The sequence below is a fragment of the Psychrobacter urativorans genome, assembly GCF_001298525.1.
Taxonomy (GTDB): Bacteria; Pseudomonadota; Gammaproteobacteria; order Pseudomonadales; family Moraxellaceae; genus Psychrobacter; species Psychrobacter urativorans_A.
Map to the genome: position 1 here is coordinate 2440314 of NZ_CP012678.1, position 19033 is coordinate 2459346.

The window sequence follows — 19033 nt, forward strand, 5'->3', positions numbered from 1 at the left end:
AATACTGAGCACGACCTTATTTTTATCGTTCTATTCATTAATCGCTTATTGGTAACGTCTATGTATACTGACCTTATGAACGACTCCACAGACCAAGCAGATGCACATTCAACCAAGCGTAATGCTCGGCTTGATACTCAAAAAGTACCCCCTGAGCCAATACTACCTACGCCAATACTATTAGTACCGAATACTCAAAATAATCGCACACAAGACCGTCAGTCGCGAAATAAACAGACCAAAAATCAGCAGGATAACAATATTAATATACCCCAACAAGACAACAGCCATACAGAACATCCTACAGTGCTCGTTACTGATAAGCCTTATTTTAGCGTGCAAGATTTGGTAGTGGGCTATGACGATACAACAGTGGTGAATGGACTGTCATTAACCTTACAGCAAGGTGAGATTGGTTGCTTTTTAGGTTATAGCGGCTGTGGAAAAACTACGGCGTTACGAGCAATTGCGGGTTTAGAGCCGACGCGTTTGGGTATTATTACGCTAAATGAACAGTGCTTAACAGAAAAGACCACCAGCAAATCCTATGCGGTATCTCCTGCTAAACGTGGCATGGGTATGGTATTTCAAGACTATGCGCTGTTTGGACATTTAAGCGTGGCGAAGAATATTGCGTTTGGGCTTAATAAATGGTCGGCTGCTGATAAAAAAGCGCGGGTAGCTGAAATGTTAAGTCTCGTTGAGTTGTCTGAACATGCCGATAAGCGCCCATCGGAACTGTCAGGGGGTCAACAACAGCGTGTTGCTTTAGCACGAGCATTAGCCCCAAAACCTCAGTTATTACTCCTTGATGAGCCGTTTTCTAATCTTGATGTGGTGCTGCGTGAATCACTTGCCATGAATGTGCGCGATATCTTGAAACGTACTAATACTACCGCAATTTTGGTCACTCATGATCAAAACGAAGCCTTTGCATTAGCGGATAAAGTCGGCGTGATGCATCAAGGAAAATTGGAACAGTGGGCAACCCCGACCGAGCTATATCACGAGCCAGTCAGTCCGTTCGTTGCCGAGTTCGTTGGTGAAGGCGCGATGATAGATGGCGTGATTAAAGAAGGTCATGTCGAGACTGCGCTTGGTGATATTTATCGGCGTATGGAATGCTATGATGAGGTAGGGCAGCCACAGTATTGCGATTATGATTATCCTAATGGCACGCCTATTAAGGTGTTGGTACGCCCTGACGATGTCATTCACGATGATGACAGTACGCAGACGGCATTGGTCATTGGGCGTGTTTTTCGCGGAGCAAATTATCTCTATCGTTTGCAACTGGACGATGGGCAGACGGTATTGGCTTTAGTGTCTAGCCATCATAATCATGAGGTTGGCTCGCGTATTGGTATCTTACCGATGCTGAAACACGTAGTGGTTTTCGATGAAAAAAATATCAACGCCACCACATGGTCAGATTATGATAGGTCATAATTAATTATTAATACAAGCGATTACGATTTAACCCTAGCGACTTGCCAAAATATGCAAATAGCGCCCTAACCATTTATAAGGCTCTTGCTGTGAGTAGCGCAGCTCCATCCGAATCACGGCTTCGGGGTCATTATGACCGCCACGTTTGAGTGGTGAGTAATCATGAAAGACGCGCAGACCGCTAGTCAGTAGTGTTTGATAATGATGCTGCTGTAACCACGATTCTACTTCTTGCTTGGCTACCGGATGATTCGGGGTCAAGCTTTTTTTATTGTCGGCTTGATTGTCGTCTTTATGAAGCAAGGTATCGAGAAGGTTAAAATTTCCCATTATCAAATTACGATAATCAAAGCTTGCAGGGTTATAAAAGCATAACGACAGCGCCCCATTATCAGTCAGATGTTTATCAAAAAAGTCCATGACGGCTACTGGTTCTGCCAGCCATTCAAGTAACGCATGACACAATATTAAGTCAAACTTCTCGACGTTTTCAGCGGCAAGTTGTTCTTCGAGCTGTTGATAAGGGCATACGTACCAGCTTATATTTTCTGTCGCCTGCGCTTGTTCTGCACTGACTTTCGCCTTAGCTAGCATATTAGCGGAGATATCATTCACTACCACGGTATGTCCTTGAGCGGCAAGCTCAATCGCTATTTGTGCAAGCCCTGCACCAACATCTAAAATATGTAGCGGTCGCCCTAGCTTTTGGCTCATTTGGTTAACATAAGCAAAAATATCACGGCGCAATACGGCTAACCGAATATCACCTTTTAAACCGCCATAGACTTTTTTTTCAAAATGATCGGCAATCGTATCAAAGCTGCGGTCGCTACGTTGGTCTTTTTGCGCTATGACATCTGGCGCTTGACTGTCTTTATTATCCATTTGCATAAGGTTTTACACTGTCTTTACGAGGATTAAGTGAATAACATTCTCTAAGCAATATGACTCTAAGTAGTTTTATTCTAAGGAAGTTTACTTTAAGCAATATCAGTTGAGCGTTGTCGATTGATGAGCCATTTAAATGTGAGTTTGGATAAGGTGATAATGATAAATACCACGACAAGAAATATCCACATACCCGACCCTTGTAAGTTGGCTTGATACGCTTGCGCTAAATAAGCAGATAGTCCCATCGCCATGAATAACGAACCCCAGCGTACCAAAGGTAGAGCACGATGGCTGTGATTGGGAAAGTGGACGGCATAATCGCTAGAAAAGCTATAAAGTACCATTGCCAAAATCCAGACGATAGCTAAAACGATGTCCATGAACATAAATGCCTATATAGTTGTTGCTTGTATAATAGTGGCTTATTTTAAACCGTGCTTAGTGTAGCGGTTAGAAATATTTTGTCCACTATAACCGAAAACGTCAGGTTGTCAGGTTGTCAAAAAAATACCAAGAATGTGAATCACGCTACGCGGAGAATATTATAGGATGACCTTTTATTATAAGGTGACCTTTGCTTCCGTAGTTTGTAGTATCTTTTGATAACATTTTACGGTATAACCAGTAAGGTATAAGACATAAATATTACCGTTATGGTTTACTGATAATATTAAAAAACGCTCATATTATTGCTAAGGATGGCATTCATGACTATATCTAAGACGAATACTAAGGTCGCTAAGCAAGCGAATCATCTTTCTCCGATAAATCTAATAAATACGCCCGTTATGTCGCGCTGCCTGCTATCAGTAGCGGTTGCCAGTGCATTACTACTGGCGGGTTGTGGCGATGATAATGACACGCCTAACACGTCTATTAATGCCCCTCAGTCTATCGCCACTTTTACGCCTATTCAAATAGATCAAGAATTGTTAGAAGCCTCGACGATTGGCAAAGCCATCACACCCGCTGCGAAATGTGGGGTGACAGTAGAAAAGATTGGTTATCAAACCAAAGGGGCGGCAAATGAGCCGACCAATGCCACAGCCGCGCTGATGATACCTAGTGGCAATACGGCTGAATGTCAGGGCGACCGCCCGATACTGCTATATGCGCATGAAACTACTACTGAGCAAAAATTTGATTTTACACAAGTGGGCAATGCACAGAACCCTGCGGAAATAGAAGCAACCATGATAGCCGCAAACTTTGCCGCGCAAGGCTACATAGTCGTCGCGCCTAACTATGCCGGTTATGATAGCTCTGATCTGAACTATCATCCGTACCTCAATGCTAAGCAGCAATCTACAGAAATGGTCACCGCGTTAGATACGGCACGTGCCGCTATCAATCAGCAGAGAAATGCTAATAATGCCACCTATACTAAGGTTAATGACTCAGGCAAGCTGTTCCTATCAGGTTATTCGCAAGGTGGACACGTCACTATGGCGACCGCGCGGCTGTTAGAGCAGCAGAACAAACCAATCACTGCTATTGCCCCTTCTTCGGGTCCATACGCCTTGGCAGCCTTTGGCGATGCTATTTTTACAGGTAATGTGAGTATTGGCTCGACGGCTTTTGCGCCTTTATTGGCCACTAGCCTACAAAAAGCAAATAACAAAATTTATAACAATCCAACAGAGATTTTTGCCGGTAATTACGCCAATACTAAATTACCCAATGCGCTAAGCTTTGAAGATTTAGTATTGGCAGGAAAATTGCCGTTAACCGCCTTGTTCCAAGCTAAGCCGACAAACTCTCCTGTGCTTGATGGTTTACCAGCAAGTTCTTTACCTTTCGCTTCAGTTGGATTTGACAGTAGTAATTATCTGATTCAAACTGATTTTCGTGCCGCTTATGTCATCGATGCGCTACAGAATCCTGATGATTTATTGGCGCAGAACGGTAGAGCCTTTCCTGCTTTAAATCCGCAAAATGAATTACGTAAAACTTTAAAGGTCAATGATTTACGTGGTTATGTGCCAAAGATACCCACGCTGCTTTGTGGTGGCAATCAAGATCCATCGGTCTTTTATGATTTAAATACCAGTTCAATGGCAAAAATATTGCAGGGTGCGAATGCTCAAAACCCAGCCGCTCAAATAAATGTGACTGTGCTGGACGTTGATGGGTCTAATAAAGACAGAACCACATTAACGCTGATTGGAAAAGCGTCTATGAACGCATGGAACGTTCAGACAGTCCTTGATAATGTGCAAGCCAAGTTTGCTGGCACAGTGGGACAAGAATACGCCGCTGCTTACCAGAATGTCATAAATAATGGTGGTACGGCACAACAAGCCGAGCAAGGTGCAGGCGCTGCGATTTTAAGAACCTATCATGGCACTCATGTCAGCACGGCTTGTACGCAAGCAACACGCGAATTCTTTGATCAAGAATTTAAAAAATCTTAAGTTGAATAGGTTTTAAGCGTTAAAAAAGCGCAATCAAAAAACGGCATCCATTAGGGTGCCATTTTTTATAGATAAAGGTTTAATCTAATGCTTAGAAAAAGATAGCTTTATTCTTATTACTGGGGATTAATATTGGGGCTGTAGACAATAAATAATGCTAGACAGCACTAATTAGTAAATACGCCTAGATGGTCTACAATATTAGACCTAAACGTCAAATCTCCTTTGCGGCGAATGACGCGCAAATGCCCCTAAATAAGCAAATTTGTGTTAAAATAACCTCTTTTATTCAACATTACTTTTAACAAAAACAGTATCGCCATTTCCCCTTTGTTTTGCACCCTTAGTAGTGCTTTTTTATAGTTGATATCTCGATAATCGCTGCATAGTTATGCTGCTTTATTTATGTATCACTATAAAGATTATGGTTAACAATCATATTAATGCTAGCTAAGACGTAAAACGGTAGGAGATGGAGGCGAGTGAAGGAAGGTATATGAGCGAATCGGTCAGTCCTATTGGCATCGTCGAAGAATTAAAACAATCCTATTTGGATTATGCGATGAGCGTGATTGTCTCGCGCGCGCTGCCTGATGTGCGTGATGGGTTCAAGCCAGTACATCGCCGCGTGATGTATGCCATGCATGTGCTGTCGAATGACTACAATAAGCCGTATAAGAAATCGGCGCGTGTAGTGGGTGACGTTATCGGTAAGTATCATCCTCATGGCGATAGTGCAGTGTATGATGCGATTGTGCGTATGGCACAGGATTTTAGCCTGCGTTATCCCATGGTTGATGGTCAAGGTAACTTTGGTTCGATTGACGATGATCCACCGGCAGCGATGCGTTATACCGAAGTGCGTATGACCAAGCTGACCCATCAAATGCTTGCTGACTTGGATAAAGATACCGTCGATTGGGAAGACAACTACGACGGCTCTGAGCGTATGCCCAGTGTCATGCCAGCGCGTGTGCCAAATTTATTGATTAATGGTGCGACTGGTATTGCCGTTGGTATGGCGACCAATATGGCGCCGCATAATCTGACCGAAGTTATCAATGCCTGTTTGGCTTACGCTAGCAATCCGCAAATCTCTGCTGAAGAGTTGATGACCCATATCTCAGGTCCAGATTTCCCTACAGGCGGTATTATATACGGTCGAGCGGGTATTGTAGATGCCTATCGTACGGGTAAAGGTCGTCTGCATATCCGTGGTCGTTACCATATTGAGCCGATGACAGATACCGGTGTCAATCGTGACCGTGAACGCATTGTTTTTACTGAAGTACCGTATCAAACCAATAAAGCCAAACTCATTGAGCGCATTGCTGAATTGGTTCGTGATAAGAAAATAGAAGGTATAAGTGAGATTCGTGACGAGTCTGATAAAGACGGTATGCGTATTGCCATTGACCTGCGTCGTGGCGAAACGGCTGAAGTTATCGTTAATAATTTATTCTTACAAACGCCACTTGAATCTAGTTTTAGTATTAATATGGTGGCGCTCGATAATGGTCAGCCAAAATTATTAACGTTACGTCAATTGATTGCGGCATTTGTGCGTCACCGTCAAGAAGTGGTCACACGTCGCACTATTTATGAGCTGAATAAAGCGCGTGTGCGCGGTCATTTACTCGAAGGTCTGACGGTTGCGTTGGCTAATATTGACGAGATTATTGCGACGATTAAAGTGTCGGCAAGTCGCGCGATGGCACGTGAAAATTTATTAAATACCACTTGGGGCTCAGGTAGCGTTCAAGCCATGCTCACGGCAGCAGGTAGCCAATCGGTACGTCCTGATTTTATCGAAGGTGAAGATCCAAAAGCACCGTTTGGCTTAATTAACGATGGCACTGATGGTATCGAGCGCTATCGCTTATCACTCGATCAGGTGAATGCCATTTTAGAGATGCAATTGCATCGTCTAACGGGTCTTGAGCAAGACAAGCTGACCGAAGAATATCAAGATTTATTACGTGAAATTGCTCATTTAGAATCTATTCTTGGTGATTTTGATAAGTTGATGACCATCATTTCTAATGAGATGATTGAGATTCGTGATAATTTTGGTGATGAGCGTCGTACGGATATTATTGATTCACGTACTGACTTTAGTCGTGAAGATTTAATCCCTGAGCAAACGGTCGTGATGACCGTGTCGCGTACCGGCTATGCAAAAACGCAACCAATCGATGATTATACGGCGCAAAAACGGGGTGGGAAAGGCAAGTCTGCAACCGCGATGAAAGAAGACGATGTCATCGATCATTTGGTTGTGACCTCAACGCACGCTACCGTGCTTTGTTTTACAGATACAGGTCGCGTGTTTAGTTTACGTGGTTTTGAAGTGCCGATTGCCAGTCGCGGCGCACGCGGTCGTCCCTTAGTCAATCTTATCGGGCTTACCGGTGATGAGTCGGTCACGGCTATTTTACCGATACCGCAAACGACTGAAGAAGTGACCGGTCATTTCGTATTCTTTGCGACGGCTAATGGTACGGTGAAACGCGTTGAGCTTGAGAAGTTTGCTACTATTCGTTCTAACGGCTTGATTGCCATTGGTTTAGAAGACGGTGATAAGCTGATTAGCGTTCATATTACCGACGGCACGCAAGACGTGATGCTGTTTGCGTCAAGTGGTAAAGCCATTCGCTTCGATGAGAATGATGCACGTTCAATAGGTCGTACGGCAAAAGGTGTGCGCGGTATGCGCCTAGCTGCTGACGAGGTTATCAAGTCGCTCGTAGTCATTGAAGATAACGTCCGCGAAATCCTGATTGCTTGTGAAAATGGCTTTGGTAAACGTACCTTTATTGAAGAGTTTAATACCCAACATCGTGGCGGTGGCGGTGTTATCGCGATTAAAACCAGCGAGCGTAATGGTGCTTTAGTACGTGCCACTAATGTTAATCCTGAAGACGATATCATCTTGATATCAGACAAAGGCACCCTAGTACGTACACCGGTTGAACATGTTGCCAGTAGCGGTCGTAACGCTCAAGGTGTCACCTTGATTCGTCTGTCAAAGGATGAAAAGTTGGTCGCTATGGCATGCGTTGAGCATGAAGAAACTGATAGTGATGATGAATTAGTCGATGCGCTTCAAGAAGAGGGTATCCTTGAGGTAGAAGGTCAGGAATACGTAGATAGCGTTAATACTGACGCAGAATAAGTGTCTGAATGTAAGCTCATACCGATATAAATTGAGATAATTTATTGTAAGTATTGCATTAGCATTGTCATAAAAGTATTTTTCCAAAAAAGCCTCAGACGTTATCGTCTGAGGCTTTTATTTTTTAATGAATGATGGCTGATATTATCTATTTTTACAGAATGTTTTTTAAAAGCACTTTCTAAAAGTACTTTCTAAAATCTATTTCTAAAAACGACGTCTAAAGGCTGTTTTTATGCTAACTACTAACCAAACCGTACAAGGAATTGCCGCAGCAGTCATATCAAATTTTCTATTCTCATTACTATTTTTGTTCGGGCTATTTTTACAGCCATTGTCGGGCACGCAGGTAGCGGCGTGGCGGATAGTTATGATGCTGATTAGTATTATTTTATTAGTGAGCTTTTTAAAACAATGGCAGCATACTTTTGATTACCTAAAAACATTAAAAACCCCAATAGAGTGGCTATTATTTATATTGCCGACTCCGATTTTAGGAGGGCAACTTTGGCTATTTATGTGGGGACCTGTTAACGGCTTAGGTCTTGATGTGACGTTGGGTTATTTCTTATATCCATTGGTCATGATTATCATTGGACGCTTTTTTTATCATGAAAAGATGAGTGGTTTGCAGTGGATAGCGACGTTATGTGCGGCTGTCGGCATTGCTTATGATGTTTTTCAATATGGTTCGATATCATGGGCGACCTTGTTTGTGTGTTTGGGCTATCCGCCTTATTATCTCTTACGGCGCAAATTAGCTGTACCGCCTATTACGGGCTTATTGTCTGATTTGGTGCTACTGTTACCTATCGTCTTAATAGTGCTTTACAGTAGCGGTGGCTTTAGCATGGCATTACACGCCAGTAAGCTTTGGTATTTATTACCTCTATTAGGGATTGTCAGTACTGCTGCGATGTGGCTGACGATGGTAGCCAGTCGTAAGCTACCGGTTTCATTATTTGGTACTTTATGTTATCTCGAACCCGTATTTTTATTTATATTTTCCATCACTATTTTGCATCAAAACGTGGAAGAATCAGGGTCATTATTGATGTACGGTATGATTTTTACTGCGCTATTTATTATGATTATTGATAGTACGCTGAGTTATTTGGCTCGCAAGCGCGACGACCGTTTACGGTCTTATGAGGATCTACAAATTGAGGGCTTTCCACCACGTCACCGTATCAAAAATCGCCGTATTAAAGGCGTATTAGTGGCGCATCGTTTTCACAAAATGCGCCGCCATCAACACAAAACAAACAACAGGAAAGAGAGTAGATGAAGCGTAAGATTAATTAATTGTATTCCAAGTAAAATACGTTTGTGTAGAAGTGCGGTAGTATTGATATTGAGGTCAGTTTAGCTAAGCTTTGATAGAGCTAATATTGACCCGACAGACATTATTTTTCGTAACGGTTGCGGTTGCAGGCTGTGTTAAAGGTTAGGTAAGTGCGCTATTATCATTAGCAATGGCATCGTCTTTCTTTGTTTACGCTTACTTATGACTAGGATTATTTATGTTACATTTGCATCATTTAAAAAATTCACGCTCGTTTCGTATTTTATGGTTGTTAGAAGAGCTGGAAGTAGACTACAAACTGACTTGCTATGAGCGTAATAAAGCTTATTTAGCGCCAGAGAGTTTAAAAAAAATCCATCCGCTCTGTCATGCGCCAGTATTAGAAGTAGATAATCGCGCAATAGTTGAGTCTGGGTTCATTATTGAATATCTGCTCAAGCATTATGATACAGAGAAGCAGTTTAAGCCTGCTGATGACAACGAAGCGGCATGGGAGGCGTACACTTTTTGGCTGCACTTTGCTGAAGCTTCAGTGATGCCGTTGTTGGTCATGCGTTTGGTGTTTACCAAAGTGGTTGCAAAGTCACCAATGCTGATAAGACCCATTAGTAGAGCCATTCGTAGACAAGTTGAAAACAGTGTGATTAAAGGTAATTTAACCAAAATGCTGACGATGATGGAGCAGCAGTTGCAAGACAATCATTGGTTCGCAGGCGAAGCCTTTAGTGCGGCTGATATTCAGATGTATGTGCCGGTGGTCGCTGCCAATGCAGGCAAAGGCTTAGACAAGGTAAAATATGCTAATTTATTAAATTGGCTAAACCGCTGTCAAGAACGTGCCGCTTTTAAACGTGCGGAAGCCAAAGGTGGCAGTCTTCATTTCTAATGGAATGGTTGATATTTAACGCACAGGTTTATGTATTCTAAAAACAGTTACTGTTAATTAACAGTGGCTGTTTTTGGTATGATGTTGGCTCATAAATACTGCCTCATAACTGACAACGCATAAATAACTGATGACGCATAAAAGGTAACGTGATGACTGAACACGATAAGCTTGACCCTAAAGCTCCTAATCCTTTGGTAGAGCCGCCAATAAATCCCCAGCAAGTATCTATCAAAGCATGGTCACAAAAGCTGTTGGTGGCTTTCTTATGTGTCGCTAGCTTTTATGGCGGCTGGAAGTCGTATGAATCGCGGATGGTCAACCAGTGTTTTGCTAGCGGTGGACAAATTATTGAGGGTGGCAAGACCCTCTTGTGCAAAGTATCATAAGTGATGTGTCATAAATCCCACGTCATCACTCATAATAAAAATGAATAAACAAAATGAATAATAAGCTATGCTACAACTGACCTTTTTAGGGACATCAGCGGGTGTGCCTACCAAACATCGTAATGTGACCGCACTCGCCATTGAATGTCTGAATCCTTATCTAGCAAAATCTAAGCCGCAGAGTCTCGCATCTACTATTCAGCATCATAAAAAAGCGCGTCCGTGGCTACTGATAGACTGCGGTGAGGGCACGCAACAGCAGCTTTTACATACCAAATTATCTTTGCATCAGTTGGCAGTCATTTGCATTACCCATGTGCATGGCGATCATTGTTATGGCTTACCCGGTTTGTTGGCGAGTGCAGCGATGTCCGGACGGCGTGCACCGCTGACGCTTATTGCCCCAAAAGCCATTGCTAAACTGCTCGATGCTGTCACTTTAACCACTGAATTATACTTTCCCTTTACCATTCACTTTATGGCAATTGAGGAAGTATTATCCCAACAAGATGGTAAGGTCAAGATTAGCCTAGATGCGCAACAACAGTTTGAAATTGACATCACGCTATTATCGCATCGTGTGCCATCGCATGCCTTTACTATCACGCAGACCATCAGTCATCGTACCTTAAATACGGCTAAGCTGATAGCAGATGGTATCCAAGCCAGTGAATTATGGGGCAAGCTACAACAAGGCGCAGATGTTTCCACCGCAAGCGGTCAGCAGTTGCGCTCAGAGGATTATGTTGATAATGAGAAACAGCGTACACGGGTGGTTATAGCGGGTGATAATGACAATCCAAACTTACTGACAGATACCGTCAAAAATGCGGACTTATTGGTTCATGAAGCAACTTATACTGCCGAAGTGTTAGCGCGTATTCAAGCCAAAAATCCTGAATTCGATCCCATGCACAGTAGTGCGCAGCAGGTTGGTGAATTTGCTCAAAAATCAGATATTACTAATCTCATCCTTACTCACTTTAGCGCCCGTTATCAGAGCTTTGATAATCCGCAAAGTGCTACCCCAAATATGGGACATATTCGCCAAGATGCGCAAAATGTCTATCAAGGTAATCTGTGGTTGGCAGTAGATTTTGCCCAATATATGGTGAATGGAGCAGCGGAAAAAATAGATGAAATCAATAGCCGCATACAGTACTTAGGTTCTGCACGCGACAATAAAAAATAGCCGCTAAAGAATAATGTTTAGAATTTATAATAAATTATCAGCCGCTTGTAGTTGTGCTTGACCTATCCAATAGCGGCTAAATTGATATGCCACGCGCCCTGAACGTCCGCCACGCTCTGATGCCCAGCGTAGCGCGTTGGTTCTAATATCTTCGGCAAGCTCTTTGTTTGCGTTCTCACTATTTGCTGCCGCCTGCCCTTGCTGAATGGCTAGATAATGCTGCACGATTTGCAAATAGGTTTGCTGATTCATCGGATAAAACGACAACCATAAGCCAAAACGGTCAGATAATGATACCGTTTCATCAATAGTTTCATAAGGGTTAACTTCATCAGTCTGCCCATTATAAATATTAACATTGTCTTTCATCAACTGCGGCAATAAATGGCGGCGGTTACTGGTCGCATAGACGAGTAGCTTATCTTGCTCTGAGTCGAGCGACCCATCCAGCACACTCTTTAACGTGCGATAGCTCTCGTCTTGTCCATTAAATGCCAAGTCATCACAGTACACCACATAGCGACACTGACTGTCTGCTGGTAGCGCATTAATCGCTGCGCGAATTTTATCAAGCACCAATAAATCATCACGGGCAATCTCAATCACTCGCAACCCTTCGGCATGATAAGCTTGCAGCAAGGCGCGAATCAAGGAGGATTTCCCTGCGCCACGCGTTCCTGTCATTAATACATGGTTTGCCGGATAGCCTTTGAGAAACTGGCGTGTATTTTGTACCAGTTTTGCCTTTTGCGTATCAATCCCGTGCAAATCCTCCAAGCTCAAAAACAAATTAACCGCTAACGGTTCTAGATGACCGGTATGTCCACCAACCCAACGATACGCCAGCTGTGCCGGATCAATCTTAATAGTCGGTGTCACTTGTTGTTGTAAATACTGAGTCAGTAAATCAAGTAATGGTTCAGGTAAGATAGATACAGGATTTGATTCAGACATAATGGCTCTATAATTAGTAAAGGAATGTAGTGTTTAATAAGACGGTAGCGACGTTATAAAGGTTTGACTGTGCCATGAAGAATAGTAATAGCAATATATCAGCAGCAGAAGCAAAAACCCAAAAATTGCGCAACCAAGCAGCACAGATACTACCTAGCTTGGCAGTTACACTCACGCAATTAGGTTATGATAAAGTATCCCATCAACGTATTAGTCAGCAGTTTTTAAATCAGCAGCAGGATAACAAAATAACGGTTTATCAAGGGTTAACACGTGCTGAGCATTCTCAGTTTGGCTGTGTGATGATTAAATGGGCGTTAAACGCTGATAATGATGATGACTTGTCTAATGTTAATAGCTCATTTTCTAATGATCTTAATCATGAGATTACTGTTTTAAAGACTTTGAGTACATCAAAACACTTTCAAAATAATGCTACATCTATTGCCCCAGCATTGTTAAGCAGCTACAAATCATGCTTGCAAGTATTGGATAGCGTTTATCGACTGACTTTTATGGTCATGCCGTATTATAAAAATGGCAGCTTAGCGCATTATTTACGCCAAAATAAAATAATGTCCAATAAGCAAAAATATCATCTCATCGTACAAAGCGCGTGTCTTATTGCTCGTTTACATCATCATGGCTGGCTACATAACGATATCAAACCAAGCAATATTTTGCTAGAAGATTTTGCGCCCAATGATGCCGAGAATAGCAAAGTGACACCAAGATTATTACTGACGGATTTTGCTTTAGCGCAGCGTTTTAATGAGATTAAATGTGATAAACCCGCAGGCACACCCGCTTATCTAGCGCCTGAACGCTGGCAAGGGCAGGGTGCAACTATGCAAAGCGACATATATGCGTTTGGCATAATGATGGTTGAGATAGTAACAGGTAATAGACCATTTAAAATGGATGAACAAAAAAGCAATGAAGTGTTGCACGATTGGGCAATTGCACATTGTCAAAAGCCAATATCAAAGTTACCGGAAGCATATCAGCCGTATCAAGATATAGTGAATAAGGCATTAGCAAAGCGAGTTGAGAAACGCTATAAGAGTATGGAGGAGCTTTTAGCAGATCTAAAGCAGTTATAAATGGTTAACTTATAATAAAGAATCTAACGCTCGCCAAGCTTAAATTCCAGACACAAAAAAACCTGCTATGAAGCAAACCTTGGTATTTATTCTAAGATGTGAGCTATACTGAAAAAACCGTACAACTAAACTTGGTAAACTAACGACTCAATGAGGAGTTTATTATGACCAAGAAAGTGTAGAGCTACAGTACGGAATTCAAAGCAGAGGCTGTCAAAAAGATAGCGGACAACAAAGGCAATCTGAGTGCGACGGCTCGGCAGTTAGGTATAGCCATGCAAACATTATATAATTGGCAGCATAAAGCGAATGAAGGCAAGTTTGTCGGTACTAAGCAATACGATCCTGATCTCATCGCTATACTAGACGAAAATAAGCGCTTAAAGCGGGAACTTAAAGTAGCTGAAGAGGAAAGAGGGATCCTAAAAAATTCACCGCGTACTTTGCCAAACACAGCTCGTGAAGTACGCTTACATTGAAGCTAATCAGCAGTTTTTTAGCATTGCCCGCATGTGTAAAGTATTAGATATTGTATCCTCTAGCTACTACGATTGGACGAAACGCGATATCAGTAATCAGAAAATCCACTGTAGTCAGTGTTAGTTGCTAGTCAAAGTAGCTCATGATGAAACTAAGCAACGCTATGGTGTTGAGCGATTGCATGCATAATCATGCCGTGTGTTATCGCGCTGTAAGCATAATAAACGTAAATTTTTATATGCGCTGCACCGTACTACCAAAAATACTAATGGTGATTGTAATTGTAAATTTGGTAATTACAGATATATTAATACCGATTTTTCCGTCTTTGCTGATATCACTATACAGCATCAGTCCAAATACAGCACTAACGACTGCTACCCAGACTTTTGGTAAAAACGCTAACAGCTTTAATGTGAAGATGTCTCAAAATGGTGTGTCGTTTGACATACTTCTTATTTGAAATTTAGATAATAAAAAACCTCAAGAATGAGGTTTTTTTAAACTGATTGCGCTAACCCACTAGATTTTCAATAGTTAAGCAATAAATATTATTTACCAGTACAGGCGCGACAGCGACACCTACTCGGTTATTCGTTATCATAATATTTCGTAAAGCGTCTACTGCTGTGTCAGTCATTATGTTTTGCGTCACTATATTGCCACTGATGATTCCGTTAAGTGACTGCCCTGCTAAGTTTATATTGTCACACGTCACACCTGACACTTTAAATCCGTACAAAGCAGATAGAGTCATGTTAGAGAACACACAACCATTACCGATACTCACATAAGACCAAGGTTCAGCGCCACGACCAAAAGACCTAACCTCAATTGTGCAACTAGGGGCAATAATATTATTAAGGGTTGCGCCTCTACGACCAGAAGTTGCATTCCCTGCTATGTAGATGTGTGCTGCTGCCTCTATATCACCATTACTCAGCATGAATGACTTACCTATATCTGCCTTAATTGTCGTTGGGTATACATTAGTGGCTGCTCTTTTGATGATAAAGTTAGTGATGTTCATACCTGACGCATCGGCTGTTACAACAATATCTTGATTAGCACTGCCTGAAATGTGTAGATTAGTAATATTGGTGTGCTCTTTTTTGTCTTTAGATACTAACGTTCCGTTTTGTAGAATACCTATCCAGCAATCTTTAATAATTAAGTTAGTAACATTAAGACTAGACACCCTAAGCAGGACACCAGCAGAACGAGCATCCCCACTACGACCACGCCCATGAGCACAGTTAATAACGGTCACATTACTGACATTGCAATATCTTGGTGGTTGTCCGTCTGATATATGTAAACCGTTGCCACTACAGTTTTCAATGTACATATTATCTATATACACGTCTTCAGAGCCGTCAATGTCAATAGCCTCCCCATTCGTTTCTTTGATGTGAATATTCTTAATTATGTGATTTTTTGAGCCTTTACCAAAGTCAATGCCTTCGCCCTCATTGTAAAAAACACCGCCTAAACGCTGTCTGTTGCCATCTACCCCAAAATCTTGTACCGTGGTGTATTGAGTACCATAACTGCCAATAGGGATAGATACTATAGGCGCATCGTCCATATTTTTAAGGTATGAGTTGTACATACCTGCGCCTTTAACCACAGAGTTATTAGGCATGTTGATGGCAGGGGACTTACCTACTTTACTTTTAACATAGTAAGTCCCCTCTAGCAATCTGATAACGGGTGCTTGAATTGTAGCTATGATTTTTTTAAAGCAAGGGGTACAGTCAAACGTAGGTATATTAGGCAATCCACCGTACATCTCAGCAGTATGTTCAACGCCTATTCTTACAAGACAGCCTGTACCTACGCCTGTACCTTGCTTTTTTAGATAGTCTACTAACTGTGTCTGAACGTTTGTGCTTGTTAATGTACCCATCTTATCAGGGTCAATAATACTGCCCCCATTTGCTGTGGCTTTATTAACACTGCTCATATAAACGTATGAGCCGTCACCTGTATTTTTACCTGTGTAGAATGATAGGGTAGCGTAGACTTTACCATCTTGAAACACACTCTTATCTGACAGTAAGCTAAACATACTCGGATATGTTAAGACAGTCTCTGACATGTACACCTCCCTAACAATAATAAACATAGCGATAATAAATATTAACAATATTTACTAATATGATTATGACTTTTTGGCTACAAAAGTCAACACAATTTTAGTTGTTATTGAGCTCCCGTCAGTTAATCTCATTGATTCCATAAAAAAGCCCACAATTAAGTGGGCATATAATGATAACTAGCTAAGTAATTTACTTAAGCCGTTTTTAATATTACTATCACTTTTTTAGTAGCACGTATCATAAATCATTGCTTTGACAGTAGATTAAAATAGACCTTCAAAACCATATATGCGAAATGGATAAGTAATGATCATATGAATCAAGAGATACAAAAGCTGGTTTATGATGAATGAAAATAGCAACTGCGTTAAAACCTCGCCATAAATTAACTTCATAGCTTTTTAATAAATTGCAGACACAAAAAAACCTGCTAAAAAGCAGGCTTTGATATTTGGTCTAAGATGTACTATCCGAAAATGGTGGGGCTGGAGAGACTCGAACTCTCACACCTTGCGGCGCCAGAACCTAAATCTGGTGCGTCTACCAATTCCGCCACAGCCCCATTTTCGTTACCTTATCATCTTTGGTGTTTAAATTCAAACTCCATTGAGATAAATAACTGATTCGGTAGTGCGTCTCAGTGGTTGGCTATTATATAGAGTTTGCAAAGTTTGGCAAGCCCTTTTTGCAATTAATTTTAATTATTTTACTATTTTGCGCTAATTCTATCTTAACTAATTGATATTTAGACATTTTTAAATTTATATTTTATAAGTAAAGTGAGGTAGTAGGGTGTTAACAGCCTATAGTAAGCGTCGCTGTTAGGTGGTACGATAATAATATATAACTAAAAATCAATACTATAGCGCCTCAAAACTGGTGATTATGGCAAAAAAAACGTACAATACGCCCAGCCAATTTATCTCTAGCAAGGTCAGCTATGCTCAAAACGTCTACCGAATCCGCCACCATCATTCCGCTTTCATCATCAGCAACGCTAAAAGATACGGCGACTGTGTTTAATCCTGCCCAAGCACCAATGCAAAAACAGGACGCAAAACAGTCAGCCGTGACAGATACCAGTGAGCCCTATCATCATAAAGCCAATCACAATGAAAACCGCAGTATTGCCCAAAGTGGCGATGCAATAGGGCAGACAAGTGCCGCCAGTCCCGCAATAAGTGCGCCAAAGATTGGGTTTGTGTCACTGGGCTGCCCAAAGGCGCTGGTCGATAGTGAGCGCATTATCACTGAGCTCAGTCGCGATGGCTATCAAGTTGCCAGTGATTATGAAGGCGCAGATTTGGTCGTGGTCAATACCTGCGGCTTTATTGAATCTGCCGTACAAGAGTCACTTGATGCTATTGGTGAAGCCATTAGTAAAAACGGTAAAGTCATTGTCACCGGTTGTTTGGGCAAAGAGGCGGATAAAATCCGTGCCATGCATCCAGCCGTGTTAGCAGTGACGGGCGCGCATGCTTATGATGAAGTGATTACCGCCGTTGCACTACACGTGCCAAAACCTGAACGCAGCACGGATACAGAATACAATCCTAAAATAGATTTGATTAATGAGGCGGGTATTAAATTAACGCCCAGTCATTATGCTTACTTAAAGATTTCAGAAGGCTGTAACCATCGTTGTACCTTCTGCATTATTCCAAGCTTACGTGGTGACTTAGTGTCGCGTCCGATTGATAGCGTGATGAATGAAGCCATGGCGCTAAAAAAAGCAGGCGTAAAAGAGCTGTTAATCATCTCGCAAGATACTTCCGCTTATGGTTTAGATTTAAAATATAAAACCAGCTTTTGGAATGGTATGCCACTAAAGTCTAAGTTTTATGACTTATGCCAAGCGTTAAATGATTTGGGTATTTGGGTGCGTTTGCATTACGTGTATCCGTATCCACACGTCGATAAAGTCGTTGAATTGATGGGTGAGAAAAAGCTGCTGCCTTATCTTGATATCCCGTTTCAACATGCCAGTCACAGCATCTTAAAAGCGATGAAACGCCCTGCACATAGTGAAAATACTTTGGCGCGTATTCATGCTTGGCGTGAGATTTGCCCAGATATCGTCATTCGTTCTACTTTTGTTGTCGGTTTCCCAGGTGAAACGGAAGAAGATTTTCAGTGCTTGCTGGATTGGTTGGTTGAGGCTCGTCTTGATCGTGTTGGTGCTTTCACTTATTCAGAAGTGGAAGGCGCGGTCGCCAATGATTTACCCAATCATGTGCCCGAAGACATCAAGCAAGAACGCTATGAGCGCCTGATGACATTACAGCAAGATATCTCTGCACAAAAACTGCAAGAGAAAATCGGTAAGACTTTGATGGTATTGGTTGATGAAATTGATAGCGAAGAAGGTGTAGCGATTTGCCGTAGCTATGCCGATGCGCCAGAAATTGACGGTCACGTCTATGTCGATGACATTACAGCTGCCGTCCAAGTCGGTCAGTTTTTAACCGTGACTATTGATGATGCCAGCGAGTATGACTTATTTGCCAGTTATAATGGCTAATACTATCGCTGATAGCACCACTAAAAATCTGATTTGCAATTCGTGGTGAAAATTGACCAACAGCGGACAGTTTTTGCTACAATTAGCGCAATTTAGCCTATGTTACTCTATAGGCTAATTCTATCTATGTGTTAACAATAATTTTAATGCTAATTTAATGATAACAAGGTG

13 protein-coding genes, 1 tRNA gene and 1 pseudogene are annotated in these 19033 nt (G+C 41.8%); 10 read left to right on the plus strand and 5 right to left on the minus strand.

Annotation, left to right across the window (positions count from 1 at the left end):
* Positions 1-75: 75 nt before the first annotated feature.
* On the plus strand, positions 76-1449 hold the full coding sequence (locus AOC03_RS10575) for an ABC transporter ATP-binding protein (RefSeq protein ID WP_227514238.1): 1374 nt from the start codon (positions 76-78) through the stop codon (positions 1447-1449).
* 33 nt (positions 1450-1482) lie between these two features.
* On the opposite strand, the gene AOC03_RS10580 is transcribed toward AOC03_RS10575, so the two are convergent.
* Together AOC03_RS10580 and AOC03_RS10585 are read right to left on the minus strand one after the other, a co-directional pair.
* Positions 1483-2334 (minus strand): methyltransferase, encoded by an 852-nt coding sequence (locus AOC03_RS10580; RefSeq protein ID WP_062536738.1) that lies wholly within the window; start codon positions 2332-2334, stop codon positions 1483-1485.
* Between the two features lie 95 nt (positions 2335-2429).
* Positions 2430-2720 (minus strand): hypothetical protein, encoded by a 291-nt coding sequence (locus AOC03_RS10585; protein ID WP_062535817.1) that lies wholly within the window; start codon positions 2718-2720, stop codon positions 2430-2432.
* 327 nt (positions 2721-3047) lie between these two features.
* Here AOC03_RS10585 and AOC03_RS10590 point away from each other — a divergent pair, with 327 nt between their 5' ends.
* The 6 genes from AOC03_RS10590 (at position 3048) to AOC03_RS10615 (ending at position 11702) form a co-directional block, all read left to right on the plus strand.
* Complete coding sequence (locus AOC03_RS10590; RefSeq protein WP_062535819.1) at positions 3048-4754, plus strand: alpha/beta hydrolase family protein; 1707 nt, start codon at positions 3048-3050, stop codon at positions 4752-4754.
* A gap of 496 nt (positions 4755-5250) precedes the next feature.
* Positions 5251-7929: a DNA gyrase subunit A gene (gene gyrA, locus AOC03_RS10595; protein WP_062535821.1), complete on the plus strand. Its 2679-nt coding sequence runs from the start codon at positions 5251-5253 to the stop codon at positions 7927-7929.
* Positions 7930-8164: 235 nt separating this feature from the next.
* A complete protein-coding gene (rarD, locus tag AOC03_RS10600) occupies positions 8165-9217 on the plus strand; it encodes an EamA family transporter RarD (RefSeq protein ID WP_062535822.1) in 1053 nt (350 codons plus the stop codon).
* 235 nt (positions 9218-9452) lie between these two features.
* A complete protein-coding gene (locus tag AOC03_RS10605) occupies positions 9453-10121 on the plus strand; it encodes a glutathione S-transferase (RefSeq protein WP_062535824.1) in 669 nt (222 codons plus the stop codon).
* A 152-nt stretch (positions 10122-10273) separates the two neighbouring features.
* Complete coding sequence (locus AOC03_RS10610) at positions 10274-10510, plus strand: hypothetical protein (RefSeq protein ID WP_062535828.1); 237 nt, start codon at positions 10274-10276, stop codon at positions 10508-10510.
* Between the two features lie 67 nt (positions 10511-10577).
* Complete coding sequence (locus AOC03_RS10615) at positions 10578-11702, plus strand: ribonuclease Z (protein WP_062535830.1); 1125 nt, start codon at positions 10578-10580, stop codon at positions 11700-11702.
* Positions 11703-11726: 24 nt separating this feature from the next.
* Here AOC03_RS10615 and AOC03_RS10620 read toward each other — a convergent pair whose 3' ends face one another.
* Positions 11727-12656 (minus strand): ATP-binding protein, encoded by a 930-nt coding sequence (locus tag AOC03_RS10620; protein ID WP_062535831.1) that lies wholly within the window; start codon positions 12654-12656, stop codon positions 11727-11729.
* A gap of 74 nt (positions 12657-12730) precedes the next feature.
* On the opposite strand from AOC03_RS10620, the gene AOC03_RS10625 reads away from it, so the two are divergent.
* Together AOC03_RS10625 and AOC03_RS12705 are read left to right on the plus strand one after the other, a co-directional pair.
* On the plus strand, positions 12731-13759 hold the full coding sequence (locus AOC03_RS10625) for a serine/threonine-protein kinase (protein ID WP_062535833.1): 1029 nt from the start codon (positions 12731-12733) through the stop codon (positions 13757-13759).
* A 221-nt stretch (positions 13760-13980) separates the two neighbouring features.
* Positions 13981-14425 (plus strand): annotated as a pseudogene (locus AOC03_RS12705) (transposase); the annotation flags it as partial.
* 328 nt (positions 14426-14753) lie between these two features.
* Here the strand turns inward: AOC03_RS12705 and AOC03_RS10640 are convergent.
* Both AOC03_RS10640 and AOC03_RS10645 read right to left on the minus strand, forming a co-directional pair.
* Positions 14754-16340, minus strand: a complete 1587-nt coding sequence (locus AOC03_RS10640; RefSeq protein WP_062535837.1) for a right-handed parallel beta-helix repeat-containing protein — start codon at positions 16338-16340, stop codon at positions 14754-14756.
* Positions 16341-16818: 478 nt separating this feature from the next.
* A tRNA-Leu gene (locus AOC03_RS10645) sits at positions 16819-16903 on the minus strand.
* Positions 16904-17281: 378 nt separating this feature from the next.
* Between AOC03_RS10645 and rimO the strand changes: the two genes are divergently transcribed.
* A complete protein-coding gene (rimO, locus tag AOC03_RS10650) occupies positions 17282-18862 on the plus strand; it encodes a 30S ribosomal protein S12 methylthiotransferase RimO (RefSeq protein WP_062535839.1) in 1581 nt (526 codons plus the stop codon).
* Positions 18863-19033: the final 171 nt, after the last annotated feature.